Origin of the sequence: Flavivirga amylovorans (assembly GCF_030540875.1) — a bacterium.
Lineage (GTDB): Bacteria > Bacteroidota > Bacteroidia > Flavobacteriales > Flavobacteriaceae > Flavivirga > Flavivirga amylovorans.
Map to the genome: position 1 here is coordinate 198,306 of NZ_JAUOEM010000004.1, position 14,162 is coordinate 212,467.

The following is a 14,162-nucleotide window of genomic DNA, read 5'->3' on the forward strand; positions in this document are numbered from 1 at the left end:
TTACGTGAAGAAGGTTTGATTTTTAATTTGTAAACAATAATTTAACATTGAAAACGCTTTAAAAAGAATGATTTTTATAAGCCTGTTTTTTTATTTAAATGCTAGAGCAAAAAATAATTTGATAAAAGCTATATATATAGTGAATTCATTTAGACTTTTTCAATTTGCTAAAAAATGGCTGTTTTCAGCTCTGTTTTTGTCTTTTTTTCCTTCCGTAGCTCTGCTATGCAACTCAAAAAAGTCTTTAACATAGCCAAAAACTTCTAAGTTTCGCTTAAATCCAAAAAGTCTAAATGAGTTCAGTATTTAGTTATTCCTATACCTAGTTTATAAGTAAAATATTTGCTAAATAATAAGAGGAGGAAGTAAATCGTCGAATTATCGAATTGAATAGTTTTTGAAGACTATTTAATTTAATCGAGAAGCTGTTGTTTTGTTAGTTTTCTCACTAACATTAGCAATGGATGCAAGCTCAAGTAAAGAAACAGTACTTGCTCCTAAAGAAGTTTTAATGTATTCAGATGCTCCAGAAACAACTTTTACTTTTAATTCTTTAGTTTCATAACCAACAAAGCTACAAACCAAAGTGTAATCGCCATCTTCTATGTTTTCAATAACAAATAATCCAGTCTCGTCTGTAGTCGATTTAATAGAAGTCCCTTTAATAGATACATTAGCAAATACTAAAGGGTTGTTATCAAACTCTTTATCCATTAATTTACCAGCTATTAACCCCGTATTTTGTGAAAAACAAAAAGAAGTGAAAATTAGAATAAAAAAGGTTATTAGGTGCTTCATCAGTATATGTAAATATATGTAGCAAAGAACTAATTTTATAATCATTCGTATGTTATCTAATTATTAAAGAACGATGATTAAAATGTTATCTTAATGTTATCAAATTTTTGAAGGTTAATTATTATTGAATTTAGTTATCTTGCTTGTTCTTAAAAACAACACATGAACTGGGAACAATTATTATCCTTAAAACGCTTTGGCGATACTAATAAACGCATACGAAAAGAACAAGATGAAACCCGTTTAGGATTTGAGGTAGATTATGATAGGGTTATTTTTTCTGCAGAATTTAGAAGTCTTCAAGATAAGACACAGGTAATTCCTTTATCTCAAACCGATTTTGTTCATACCAGATTAACGCATAGTTTAGAAGTAAGTGTTGTTGGACGTTCTTTAGGAAGGTTAGTTGGTAAGAAGCTATTAGAAAAACACCCTCATTTGCACAGTGCACTTGGTTATCAAGCTAATGATTTTGGAGCTATTGTTGCCGCTGCCGCTTTAGCACACGATATAGGTAATCCACCTTTTGGACATTCGGGAGAAAAAGCCATTGGAGAGTTTTTTAAAACAGGACATGGTAAACAGTTTAAGGGGCAATTGACCGAAAAAGAATATCAAGATTTATGCGATTTTGAAGGAAACGCCAATGGTTTTAAAATTCTAACCGAAAGTAGAGCAGGGAGAGAAGGAGGTTTACGATTAAGTTACGCTACGTTGGGTGCTTTTATGAAATACCCTAAAGAATCGCTTCCTAAAAAACCAACCAAGCATATTGCCGATAAAAAATATGGATTTTTTCAAAGTGAAAAAGATGCATTTATTGATGTTGCTAGTGAGTTAGGTTTATTAAAAAGAAGTGAAACAGATATAAGTTTTTCAAGACATCCTCTTGCTTTTTTGGTAGAAGCAGCAGATGATATTTGCTATACTATAATCGATTTTGAAGATGGTATCAATCTTGGTTTAATACAAGAAGAATTTGCTTTAGAGTATTTAATCAATTTAGTACGAGATACCATAAATACTAAAAAATATCATCAGTTAAAACACACACAAGATAGAGTTAGTTATTTGAGAGCTTTAGCAATAAATACCTTGATTAATGAAGCTGTTACTATTTTTATGGAACATGAAGATGCTATTTTAAATGGTGGTTTTGATTGTGCTTTGCTGGATAAAAGTAAATATGAAGCACAAATAAACGATATTATAAAAATTAGTGTAGAGCAAGTATATCAAAGTAAAGATGTTATTGAAAAAGAAATAGCGGGTTATAGAGTTTTATCTGATTTATTAGATGTTTTCATAGCAGCCATCAATAATTTCCATGAGAATAAAGTGTCAAATTACGATAAACTTGTATTGAGCCTTTTACCTAAAAATCACACAGAATCGCAAGACTCCTTATATAATAGAATATTTAAAGCTTGTAGTTTTGTCTCGAATATGTCAGATAGTTATGCTATTCTATTATTTAATAAAATAAGAGGGATTAATATAAACTAATGATTTTTAGCGATTAAAAATGAATAATCAATATCTTTTGTAAACTATCTCCATTTATCTTGACTACTAATTATATGAAAAAGAGAATCCTTTTATTTATTGTCCCAGTTTTTATTGTTTCATTCCTTGTCTTTTTTTTAAGCCCTAGAGATTCTGTCATAAAAAAACTTAGAGAACAGCATGTGTCTTTTTTAGAATCACATCCTTATAATGAAACATTAAAACTTAGTAAAAAAGAAAGAAAACAATTAAGAATTCCCCCTAATAAATATTTTGAAGAGCAATATTTATTAGAAATGAACCCCGAATTAGGAAGACCTACTCGCGAAAAAATAAAAGAACTACAACAAAAGTTGGCTAAATCTAGAGTAACAAGTAGTTTAGTGCAAAAAGTTCCAGGAGAAAAGGTTGAAAATGCTTGGGTAGAGAGGGGACCAAATAATGTTGGTGGCAGGACAAGAGCAGTTATGTTTGATCCTAATGATTCTACTAACGAAACAGTTTTTGCTGGAGGTGTGAGTGGAGGTTTATGGAAAAACACAAATATTTCGAATGAAAATTCACAATGGACAAGAGTAGATATTCCTGAAAATTTAGCGATTTCTAGTATTGCCTACGACCCAAATAATACCGATATTTTTTATATTGGCACAGGAGAATCATACGTAGGTGGTGATGTAAATGGTGATGGATTGTGGAAATCTGAAAATAGAGGAAACACTTGGACGAAAGTTTTTGGAGGTGTTAGTGGAGATAGTTTCTTCCAATCGGCAACTAATTTAACCGTTAATTCACCTGGATCTATAATAGGTGATTTACAATATCGACCAACGACAAATTTCGGAACTTCCATTACGTCTGTAATTACAGCAGATGTTGTTTTGGTAGATGATGGGATTGGAGAAACAACGGATGCTTGTAGCGCTTTGGTAAACGGAGCAGAGTTGAATGGTAAAATAGCATTGCTAAGAAGAGGCGATTGCAATTTTGTTACGAAAGTAAAAAATGCTGAAAATGCTGGTGCGATTGCTGTTATAGTTATGAATAACATTAATGGAGATCCTATTAATATGGGTGGAGACGACGCAACAATTATGATTCCTGCAATCATGATTTCGAAAGCAGATGGAGATTTATTAGAAAACACTTTGGCTACACAAGTAGTTAATATATCTATCAACCCAAGAAGTGGAAATTTCACAGGAGTGCTTGTTCCTGGAATACAACATATCAATGATGTGGTAGTGAGAAATAATGGAGGTGTCTCAGAAATTTATGTGGCTGCAGGCGATTCTTTTTATAGTAGAGCAAATACAAATACCTTTCTTGGAGGACCAGAATTTGGATTATATAAATCGACTGATGGCGGTTTAAATTGGTTTGAAATTTCATTGTCATTAACAACAAATGGAAATAAATATGCACCTAATGATATTGAAATAGGAATAGATAATAAAATATGGGTGGCAACGACAAATAGCGTGATTTTTGGAGATGGAGGAGGCACTATTTTATCCTCTACGGATGGTATAACATTTACTAAAGTACATGAAATAACAGGTGGACAAAGAACTCAAATAGCATTATCGGCAACCGATGCGCAAAAGATTTATGTCTTAGCAGAAGTAGGAGGTAGTACACCAGTAGTTATAGAACGAACAGAGAACGGTTTTACAACAAATATAAGGTTAGATCCTCCAAATGATGCAGATTCAGGTATACCTGCAAATGACTTCACAAGAGGACAAGCGTTTTACGATTTAATGATATCGGTAGATCCAACGGATGATGAGATTGTTTATGTAGGAGGCATAGATTTATTTAAATCTATAAATGGAGGAACAGGATGGAATCAAATTTCAAAATGGACTGAAGGAGGCACTGGAAATCCGCTAAGAGATTTAAATGTTCCTATAGTTCATGCAGATCAACATAACATGGTATATGGCAATAATAATAAAGTTTTATTTGTTAACGATGGAGGTGTCTATTACTCCGATGATGCAGGAACTACAATAAGTTCTAGAAATAAAGGATATAATGTCACTCAATTTTATACTGTGGGAGTTGGTCCAATAAGTCTTTATGAGAAAGATTTTTTTCTTGCAGGATCTCAAGATAATGGGACCCAGTTATTTCAAGAGGCTAATAAGGATCAACCAGATGAATCTTTAGAAGTATTAGGTGGAGATGGCGCATATAGTTTTTTCGATCAAGATGGCAAAGACGCCTATTTTATTGCAAATATTTTTTATAATAATTTAATAGCCTTGTTCGATTTTGATATTGGTGAATATGTAATAATTAACTCTGAAGATACAGATATTGGCGCTTTTATTAATCCGCAGGGATTAGATTCTAATTTAAATATTTTATACTCCAATTACTCATCAGGAGGAAATAGTATTATTAGAAGGTATTCTCAAATAAAATCTGAAGCAACAGTTACTAAAGATAATTTAACAAATGCCTTGTTAACATCCAGACCAACAGCATTCACAATATCTCCTTATATAGTAAATACATCTAAATTATTTGTTGGAACTATTTTAGGAAACGTGTTGAAAATTGATAAGGCCGATAGTGACGCTCCTGTTTGGTCAGATATAACAGGGCCAAGTTTTGTTGGCAGTATTTCAGATATTGAATTAGGTGCTAACGAAAATCAAATATTTGTTACCATGCATAATTATGGTGTAACAAATATATGGTATACTAATGATGGTGGACTAAATTGGGAAAACAAAGATGGAGACTTACCAGATATGCCTGTGAAAACCATTTTACAAAACCCTTTAAATTACGAGGAAGTTATTATAGGAACAGACTTGGGGGTCTGGTTTACAACTAATTTTTCAGCCTCAACGCCCACATGGAATCAAGCATATAATGGAATGAGCAATGTAATCGTAACAGATTTAGATTTAAGAGACGATAATATGGTTTTTGCGTCAACATATGGTCGTGGGGTATTTTCAGGACAGTTTGAATTAGACCCTGCAGGAGATCTAGATGGAGATGGTGTAACTAATGGTGTGGATATATGTCCTCAGGTAGCCAATGCAGACCAAGCAGATTCAGATGGAAATGGCATTGGTGATGTATGCCAAGATTCGGATAACGATACCATATTGGATATCGATGATAACTGTCCGGAACATTCAAACATAGATCAAGCAGATAGTGACGGAAATGATATAGGAGATGCCTGTGAAGATAGTGATGGTGATAATATTCTTGATGGCGATGATAATTGTATCAACACAGCAAATGAAGATCAAAAAGACACCAACGGGAATGGTATTGGTGATGTTTGCGATACCAGTTATGAAAACCCCAATAATATAAGTCTTGAAATAATATCCGAAACATGTGAAGGCTTAAATAATGGAAAGGTTATTGTTACTGTAATGCAAACCTATGTTGATTATACAGTATCATTAACGGGTAATGGCCTAAACTTGAATCAAGGGTTTGAAACAACTCATACTTTTGAAGAAATAGCCGTTGGATCGTATACTTTATGCGTAAATGTTACTGATAGATCATACGAACAGTGTTTTGAAATTGATATTGCACCTGCAGAAGTTTTAGGTGCTGTTTTGAAAAATGGAGGAAAAAATGGTTCCGATGTAACATCAATAACAATAAATAATGGAACGCCACCATTCACGATTGTTTTTAATGGGAATACCATTCGAACAACTAGTGAAAAGACTTTTGAAATAGAAACATTGAACTCTGGGATTTTAGAAATATTTTCTTCTAAAGCATGTGAAGGTGTTATAAGCGAGACCATTAAAAGTGTAAATGACTCAAACAAACTTGTGGCAAGTCCAAACCCAGTAATTGAAAATTTAAAGATAACATTGCCAGTTGTTGAAGAGCGTCAAATTCCTGTACAGATTTATAACATGGATGGGCAATTACTCTTTGATAATACTATAAATAAAAATGACTTGGACTTTATCGAAATATCATTTCAGAAGTTTAACAAAGGTGTTTATTTTGTTAGAATCAATATTGAAAAACCAGTAGTTTTTAAAATTGTTAAATAGAAGAATAACTATGAAAAAGATAATTAAAGCAAGTACTATTTTTACAATAATGTGTTTTGTTTTTGCGTGCGGTGGAAGTGATGATTCGGTAAATTTAGCCCCGTCAACAGCTCAGTTAATTTTTCCATCGGTAGATTTATTATGTATTGATAATGCCATTGCTTTTAATTGGAATGCAGCCACAGACCCTGAAGGTAATGCGATTAGTTATAAATTAACGATTGCAAGAGATAGAGCTTTATCAGACGTTGTAGAGCAACGTACAGTAACAACAACAAATGTGACCATAACGCTAGAAAAAGCAGTTGCATACTATTGGAGAGTCATTGCAGTTGATAATGAAACTAATGAAGGCGAACCGACAGCTACTCAGGCATTTTATACAGCAGGAGATGGCGTATCCAATTATGCACCATTTACAGCAGCATTGGTTAGTCCTGGTTTTGACAGTAATATAAATCCAGGTACAGTGAGTTTAAATTGGACAGGAGCAGATACAAATACTGAAGATACATTAACGTATGAGTTGTATTTTGGAGAAGAATCGAATCCACCCTTAGTGGCAGACAATTTATCTACAGAAACTTCAACTGTTAACATTGTTTCAGGAAAAACATACTATTGGAAAGTAAATACATTAGATGGTTCTGGCGCAAAAACAATTGGACAAATTTGGAAGTTTAATGTAAATTAATTTGTTTCGTCTTCGCTCAAGATAAACTGCGACAGGAATCCACTTGAATATTAGAAATATTAAATTAACATTAGTTTCGACATAAATAATACTCAAAAGAACCAAGTTAATTATTTGAAATGTAGCTGTTTGTCATGTTGACGGAGCAAAGCATGAGTGACGAGACATCTCATCATGATGGGATTCCCTGCCGGCAGGCCAATGTCATTAAGTTAAGGCTGTGATGTCAGTCTGAGCGCAGTCGAAGACCTATTGGAGTTCTAGTTTTTATTGGCATTTCGACTGCGCTCAATGTGACAAAAAGGGAACAAATTTCCTTAACTTAATGATATTGGCCGGCAGGTTATTCGAAAGCTCCGCTTGATATCTTCAAACAAAATATATTTTGTTTTCGGTAGCGTTCAGAATGACAAGGTTTTAATTATAATAAAGCCTGATTAATATAATGAGTCAAACTTTCAGCATCTAAACCAATAGACTCTTGCAGTTTATTGACACTTCCATGTTCAATAAAGTTGTCAGGAAGACCTAATACATTTATAGTGCTTTTATAATTATTCGCCGCTGCAAATTCTAAAATAGCACTTCCAAAGCCACCTTTTATAGCATTGTCTTCAATGGTAACTATAGTTTTATAGGTTGTAAAAATATCATGGAGAAGATTTTCATCCAAAGGTTTTACAAAACGCATATCGTAATGTGCAATATCTTGTGGTGTATTGCATTTTTGAATAGCCTCACTTACATTTTTAGCAATAGCCCCAATACTTAAGATAGCTATGTTAGTTCCTTTTTTTAGCCGTATGCCTTTGCCTATTTCTATTTTAGAAAATGGTTGTTCCCAATCTATAGTAATCCCACGTCCACGAGGATAACGAATCGCTATAGGCTGTTCTAAGTTTAATTGAACCGTGTACATGATGTTACGCAATTCTATTTCATTTCTAGGAGAAAAAATAATAAGATTAGGGATGCATCTTAAATACGATAGGTCATAAACACCATGATGCGTAGCACCATCTTCTCCAACCAATCCAGCACGATCCAAACAAAAAATAACAGGTAGTTTTTGTAGCGCCACATCATGTATTACTTGATCGTAAGCACGTTGTAAAAAAGTTGAGTAAATATTACAAAAAGGTACTAAACCCTGAGTTGCCATTCCAGCAGCTAATGTCACGGCATGTTGTTCAGCAATACCAACATCAAAAGCACGTTCAGGAATTTCATCCATCATATATTTTAATGAACTACCGGTTGGCATGGCTGGTGTGATGCCCACAATGCTTTTATTTTGTTTTGCTAATTCTACTATAGTATGTCCAAACACATCCTGGTATTTGGGAGGTTGAACGATTTCAGACTTTACAATTAAATCACCGGTCTGCGCATTAAATTTTCCTGGTGCATGGTATTTAACCTGATCTTCTTCGGCCTGTTTTAAACCTTTGCCTTTAGTAGTAATAAGATGTAAAAACTTAGGGCCTTTTATAGTCTTTAAACGCTTTAACTCCGAAATTATTAGATCTATATCATGTCCATCGATTGGACCAGAGTAATCAAAATTTAAAGCCTCAAAAATATTATCTTGCTTTTGGGTGCCTTTTTTAACGTTTGTTAAATATTGTTTTAATGCGCCAACGCTTGGATCGATACCAATGGCATTATCATTTAAAATAACCAGTAAATTGGTATCCGTTACACCAGCATGATTGAGACCTTCAAATGCCATACCACTGGCAATTGAAGCATCTCCAATAATGGCGATATGCTGTTTCTTTGTATCCCCTTTCAATTGGGAAGCAATGGCCATTCCCAAAGCTGCTGAAATAGATGTGGAAGAATGTCCAACTCCGAAAGCATCATAGTCGCTTTCACCTCGTTTTGGAAAACCACTTAAGCCTCCAATTTGCCTATTTGTATGAAAAATGTCCTTTCTGCCAGTTAGTATTTTATGTCCGTAAGCCTGGTGACCCACATCCCATATGAGTTGGTCATTGGGCGTGTTAAAAATATAGTGGAGTGCAATAGTTAATTCCACAACACCTAAACTAGCTCCTAAATGGCCTTCTTTAGTAGCGACGACATTAATGATAAACTCACGTAGTTCGTTCGCAAGTTGAGGTAGGTCCTTTTGGTTTAAAAGACGAAGCGCTTTTGGTGAGTTGATAGTATTTAATAATTCTTGCATGTGATTGCAAATGTACTATTTGAAATTGTATTTTTGCTTTTATGATAGAACCTTTTGATGATACCTATTTTATGAAAAAAGCACTTCAGGAAGCTGAAGCTGCTTTTGAAAAAGGAGAAGTACCAGTTGGGGCGGTTATTGTTATTGACAATAAAATAATTGCCAGAGGACATAACCTAACAGAAACCTTAACCGATGTTACGGCACATGCAGAAATGCAAGCGGTTACGGCTGCAGCCAATTTTTTAGGAGGAAAGTATCTAAAAAAATGTGCGCTATACGTTACTTTGGAGCCTTGCCAGATGTGTGCCGGTGCTTTATATTGGAGTCAGATTTCCAATATTGTTTATGGGGCTAGAGATGAAGAACGTGGCTGTATAAATTTAAATACAAAATTACACCCTAAGACTACTATAAAAGGAGGTGTGATGGCAGAAGAAGCTTCTGAACTCATGAAGCGTTTTTTTATTGAGAAAAGGAATTTAAATTAATGCTATTTCTTATGTTACTTAAAAGGTGAATTTTACGTCTAAGTCATTTCGACGATAGGAGAAATCGCATAATCATTGCAACGGAAAATCGCATAATGTGATGTCTCAATCGTACCTCATTTCGACATGACTATCAACCCTATTTAATGCTCTTAGTCATTTCGAACGAATGTGAGAGATCACATAAAGGTGGTCTTTTTCACAATACTAAGTGATATCTTTTACTGTCAAAACATGACAAAACACCTTCTGTATAGAATTAGTCCATGTATATTTTGATAGCGCATACAATAATATTAATATTTTTTATCACGCTCATTTTCACGCATCTTATCCAAATTCTCTTTAGTAAGCATATAATCTTTAACATCTTTATCTTTCCAGCGGTAATAAGAAAATAAAGGAAACACAATAAAGAATAACCCAGCAACACCAAAACCAATTAATTTCTGTGACCATTCATTTTCTATAAAGTAACCCGTTACAATACTTCCTAATGCCGTCAAAAATAAAAGAAGAATAAGGTATTTCATGAGAATATTGAGTTTGAGTGCGATAATTAAATAACCCTTAGGGTTTATTTTGTAAAATTAATTAATTGCTGCCTATAAGCCGTTAGTAATTTGGATTTCGAGATATACCCGTAATATTTACCCTGTTTAACAACAGGTAAATTCCATGCGCCACTAGTTTTAAACTTATCCATAATATCGTTCATAGAATGTTCTTCGTAAACAATAATATCGGCATCGGCATGCATCAAGCTTGAAGCATCAACCTTGTCATAAAGGTTAGAGTTGAACATAATATGCCTAACATCATCCAAACGAATGACACCTAAAAATTCGTGATTATCATTTACTACGGGGAAGTGATTTCGTGAAGATTTTGCTACCGCTTTTTTTAATATATCTCCAAGTTTCATTTCTGGTTTTAATATAATGAAATTAGTTTCGATAACCTTATCAATATCTAAAACCATTAATACATTTTGATCTTTATCATGAGTCATCAATTCACCACGTTGCGCTAGTCTAAGTGTGTAAATAGAATGAGAAACATAATATTTAGTAATGGCAAACGAAATGGTAGAAACGATCATTAAAGGAACAAATAACTCATAACCACCAGTAATTTCAGCAATAAGGAAAATAGCTGTGAGTGGCGCGTGTAGTACACCAGCCATTAATCCTGTCATACCAATTAAAGTAAAATTAGATTCCGATACTTGAAAGTCTAAACCAATATTATTGATGATTTTCGCAAACGCATTACCAAGCGCACTCCCCATAACAAGTGTGGGTATAAAAACACCTCCCACACCACCGGCACCAAAAGTCGTTGTCATAGCAATGGCCTTAAACACTCCTATGCCAAGCAATAGAGCAATAACGACCCAGATATTAGACAAATCTAAATTAAAAGGCGTGGTGCCTATAGCGGATATATGATCGCCTTTTAAAAGGTTATTCATAATACCATAACCCTCACCGTAAAGCGGCGGAATAAAATATAGTATAGAGCCGATAGCAATACCACCAATTAATAGACGTTTGGCTCGGCTTTCAAATTTTTTAAAGAAATTTGTAATACCAAAGAATACTTTTGAAAAATATACGGATGCGATACCCGTTACAAGACCTAAAACAATATAGAATAAGATATCATTAATCTCAAATTTATCGGTTAACTCAAATCGTAATAAAACATCAGTTCCTAAAAACATATAAGATGTTACTACTGCAGAAACCGACGCCAATAAAAGTGGGATTAATGAAGTGAAAGCAATATCCAAACTAAATATTTCGACAGCAAAAATAATAGCAGCAATAGGCGCTTTAAACATCGATGCCATAGCTCCGGCTGCGGCGCAACCAATTAAAAGCATCCTAGTTTTAGTATTCATATGAAATAAGCGAGCTGCATTAGAACCCAGAGCAGATCCTACGCTTACTGCGGGTCCTTGTAAACCTACCGACCCACCAAAACCAACAGTTAAAGGAGCGGTTATTAATGCGGCATAAATATTATATCTTGGAATGATACCATTTAGTTTCGAAATAGCATATAAGGTAGAAGAAATACCATGTCCAATATGCTTTTTTAACCAGATTTGCTTTATGGTGTAAACAAGTAAAAGACCAATAATCGGAAATATAAAGTAAAGCGAGTTTTGGTAATTATTAAAGAACTCTAATTCAAAAAGTAATCGAATATAATGTGTTAAGTTTTTTAGAAGCACCGTACCCATTCCTGCTAAAAAACCAGCGAGAATACTAAGTACATAAATAAATTGAAGTTCAGAAATATGCTTGTATTTCCAGATTAAAAACTTGCGTAAAAGACTTTTAGTACTTAGAGGCATTTTATAAAATTACTAAAAAAAATCCTGCATAGAGCAGGATTTAAATTTTATGATTTCAAATTAAGCTTTAAACTTAATTCTGTTAACTGTTCATTGTCAATTGGAGCAGGAGCATCTATCATAACGTCCCGTCCAGAATTGTTTTTAGGGAAGGCAATAAAATCTCTAATAGTTTCTTGTCCCCCTAAAATAGCGACCAATCTATCCAATCCAAAAGCTAAACCACCATGAGGCGGAGCACCATATTGAAAAGCATCCATTAAAAAGCCGAATTGAGCTTTAGCTTCTTCTGGAGTAAACCCTAAATAATCAAACATTAAAGATTGCGTTTCCTTATCATGAATTCTTATGGAACCTCCACCAATTTCATTTCCGTTTAAAACTAAATCGTATGCATTGGCTTTTACATCACCAGGGTTTGTTTTTAATAACTCTAATTGTCCAGGTTTTGGTGATGTGAACGGATGGTGCATGGCATGGTAACGTTCTGTATCTTCATCCCATTCTAATAAAGGAAAGTCCATAACCCATAGAGGAGCAAACTCATCTGGTTTACGTAAACCTAGACGTTCTGCTAATTCCATACGCAAAGCACTTAATTGTGCACGTACTTTATTTTTGTCACCAGACAGCACACAAATTAAATCACCAGCTTTTGCGCCAGTAACTTCTGCCCATTTGGCTAAATCGTCTTGATCGTAAAATTTATCAACGGACGATTTAAAAGAGCCATCATCGTTACAACGACAATACACCATACCTAAAGCACCAACTTGAGGACGCTTTACCCAGTCAATTAATTTATCTATTTCTTTTCTGGTATAGCTATTCCCTCCTGGAACAGCAATACCAACAACTAATTCGGCATTATTAAAAACACCAAAATCTTTATGTTGGGCAACGTCATTAAGTTCACCAAACTCCATGCCGAAACGAATATCTGGTTTATCATTACCATACAAGCGCATCGCGTCATCATAGAGCATTCTCGGGAATTTTTCTATATCAACACCATTTACTTCTTTTAATAAATGACGTGTTAATCCTTCAAAAGTGTTTAATATATCTTCCTGCTCAATAAACGCCATTTCACAATCTATTTGTGTAAATTCCGGTTGTCTATCTGCACGTAAATCTTCATCTCTAAAGCATTTTACAATCTGGAAATACTTATCCATACCACCAACCATAAGCAATTGCTTAAAAGTTTGTGGCGATTGTGGTAATGCATAAAACTGTCCCTCATTCATACGCGATGGGACTACAAAATCGCGTGCACCTTCTGGTGTCGATTTAATTAAATAAGGCGTTTCAACTTCAATAAAACCATCTTTAGATAAATAATTTCTAACTTCCTGAGTGACTTTGTGTCTAAAAATTAAACTCTCTTTTACTGGGTTTCTACGAATGTCTAAGTAGCGATATTTCATGCGCAAATCTTCACCACCATCTGTTTTATCTTCTATTGTAAAAGGAGGAAGTAATGCTTCGTTCAATATATTTAATTCAGAAACTAATATTTCAATATCCCCAGTTGGCATATTAGGGTTTTTTGAAGCACGTTCAATAACAGTCCCTTTAACTTGAATTACGAATTCACGCCCCAGGTTTTGAGCTTGTTGCATCATGGCTGTTGAAGTGCGTTCTTCATCAAAAACCAATTGTGTGATTCCATAGCGGTCTCGTAAATCTACCCAAACAATAAATCCTTTATCACGAGACTTTTGAACCCAACCAGCTAGGGTTACTTCTTCATTTATATTTGCGGTTTTTAATTCACCACAATTATGACTTCTATACATAGTTGAAAATTGAAGTGCATTCCTAATTTATTTCAAGTTAATTAAGTAATAGGAAATGCATTAAACAGATTGCAAATTTATGAAGATATTACTTTGTAGTATAACGTTTTTTGCAAAGATTTAAATAAAAGCTATTTTGATATATTCTCAAAATTGATTAGTCATTTTTATTAAATTAATAATTTATGTGTCTTTTTTTGTATGAATATTCATATTTTTTTTAGATATTTAGGCTAACTAACTTAAATAAAAAACAT

General features: G+C 33.9%; 9 protein-coding genes. 4 read left to right on the top strand and 5 right to left on the bottom strand.

Annotated elements, in window-relative coordinates:
- Positions 1 to 408 precede the first annotated feature (408 nt).
- Positions 409 to 798, bottom strand: a complete 390-nt coding sequence (locus Q4Q39_RS12550; RefSeq protein ID WP_303282842.1) for a carboxypeptidase-like regulatory domain-containing protein — start codon at positions 796 to 798, stop codon at positions 409 to 411.
- A gap of 162 nt (positions 799 to 960) precedes the next feature.
- On the opposite strand from Q4Q39_RS12550, the gene Q4Q39_RS12555 reads away from it, so the two are divergent.
- The 3 genes from Q4Q39_RS12555 to Q4Q39_RS12565 all read left to right on the top strand — a co-directional run bounded on the left by Q4Q39_RS12555 (position 961) and on the right by Q4Q39_RS12565 (position 7,056).
- Complete coding sequence (locus Q4Q39_RS12555) at positions 961 to 2,304, top strand: deoxyguanosinetriphosphate triphosphohydrolase (protein ID WP_303282843.1); 1,344 nt, start codon at positions 961 to 963, stop codon at positions 2,302 to 2,304.
- Positions 2,305 to 2,378: 74 nt separating this feature from the next.
- Positions 2,379 to 6,362: a PA domain-containing protein gene (locus Q4Q39_RS12560; protein WP_303282844.1), complete on the top strand. Its 3,984-nt coding sequence runs from the start codon at positions 2,379 to 2,381 to the stop codon at positions 6,360 to 6,362.
- Positions 6,363 to 6,372: 10 nt separating this feature from the next.
- Positions 6,373 to 7,056 carry a hypothetical protein gene (locus Q4Q39_RS12565; protein WP_303282845.1) on the top strand — a complete coding sequence of 228 codons (684 nt, stop codon included), beginning with the start codon at positions 6,373 to 6,375 and terminating at the stop codon, positions 7,054 to 7,056.
- Positions 7,057 to 7,477: 421 nt separating this feature from the next.
- Here the strand turns inward: Q4Q39_RS12565 and dxs are convergent, their stop codons facing one another.
- Positions 7,478 to 9,247, bottom strand: a complete 1,770-nt coding sequence (dxs, locus tag Q4Q39_RS12570) for a 1-deoxy-D-xylulose-5-phosphate synthase (protein ID WP_303282846.1) — start codon at positions 9,245 to 9,247, stop codon at positions 7,478 to 7,480.
- A 41-nt stretch (positions 9,248 to 9,288) separates the two neighbouring features.
- Between dxs and Q4Q39_RS12575 the strand changes: the two genes are divergently transcribed.
- Complete coding sequence (locus tag Q4Q39_RS12575; protein WP_303282847.1) at positions 9,289 to 9,738, top strand: nucleoside deaminase; 450 nt, start codon at positions 9,289 to 9,291, stop codon at positions 9,736 to 9,738.
- A gap of 296 nt (positions 9,739 to 10,034) precedes the next feature.
- Here the strand turns inward: Q4Q39_RS12575 and Q4Q39_RS12580 are convergent, their stop codons facing one another.
- The 3 genes from Q4Q39_RS12580 to aspS are packed head-to-tail and all read right to left on the bottom strand — an operon-like array spanning position 10,035 to position 13,905.
- Positions 10,035 to 10,271 carry a hypothetical protein gene (locus Q4Q39_RS12580; protein ID WP_303282848.1) on the bottom strand — a complete coding sequence of 79 codons (237 nt, stop codon included), beginning with the start codon at positions 10,269 to 10,271 and terminating at the stop codon, positions 10,035 to 10,037.
- Positions 10,272 to 10,315: 44 nt separating this feature from the next.
- Positions 10,316 to 12,103 (bottom strand): chloride channel protein, encoded by a 1,788-nt coding sequence (locus Q4Q39_RS12585; RefSeq protein ID WP_303282849.1) that lies wholly within the window; start codon positions 12,101 to 12,103, stop codon positions 10,316 to 10,318.
- Between the two features lie 47 nt (positions 12,104 to 12,150).
- Positions 12,151 to 13,905, bottom strand: coding sequence for an aspartate--tRNA ligase (gene aspS, locus Q4Q39_RS12590; RefSeq protein WP_303282850.1), 1,755 nt, complete (start codon positions 13,903 to 13,905; stop codon positions 12,151 to 12,153).
- Positions 13,906 to 14,162 lie beyond the last annotated feature (257 nt).

Excerpts from the sequence above, each read along its gene's own strand:
- Q4Q39_RS12550 (WP_303282842.1), bottom strand. The coding sequence starts at position 798 with ATGAAGCACCTAATAACCTTTTTTATTCTAATTTTCACTTCTTTTTGT.
- Q4Q39_RS12555 (WP_303282843.1), top strand. The coding sequence starts at position 961 with ATGAACTGGGAACAATTATTATCCTTAAAACGCTTTGGCGATACTAAT.
- Q4Q39_RS12560 (WP_303282844.1), top strand. The coding sequence starts at position 2,379 with ATGAAAAAGAGAATCCTTTTATTTATTGTCCCAGTTTTTATTGTTTCA.
- Q4Q39_RS12565 (WP_303282845.1), top strand. The coding sequence starts at position 6,373 with ATGAAAAAGATAATTAAAGCAAGTACTATTTTTACAATAATGTGTTTT.
- dxs (WP_303282846.1), bottom strand. The coding sequence starts at position 9,247 with ATGCAAGAATTATTAAATACTATCAACTCACCAAAAGCGCTTCGTCTT.
- Q4Q39_RS12575 (WP_303282847.1), top strand. The coding sequence starts at position 9,289 with ATGATAGAACCTTTTGATGATACCTATTTTATGAAAAAAGCACTTCAG.
- Q4Q39_RS12580 (WP_303282848.1), bottom strand. The coding sequence starts at position 10,271 with ATGAAATACCTTATTCTTCTTTTATTTTTGACGGCATTAGGAAGTATT.
- Q4Q39_RS12585 (WP_303282849.1), bottom strand. The coding sequence starts at position 12,103 with ATGCCTCTAAGTACTAAAAGTCTTTTACGCAAGTTTTTAATCTGGAAA.
- aspS (WP_303282850.1), bottom strand. The coding sequence starts at position 13,905 with ATGTATAGAAGTCATAATTGTGGTGAATTAAAAACCGCAAATATAAAT.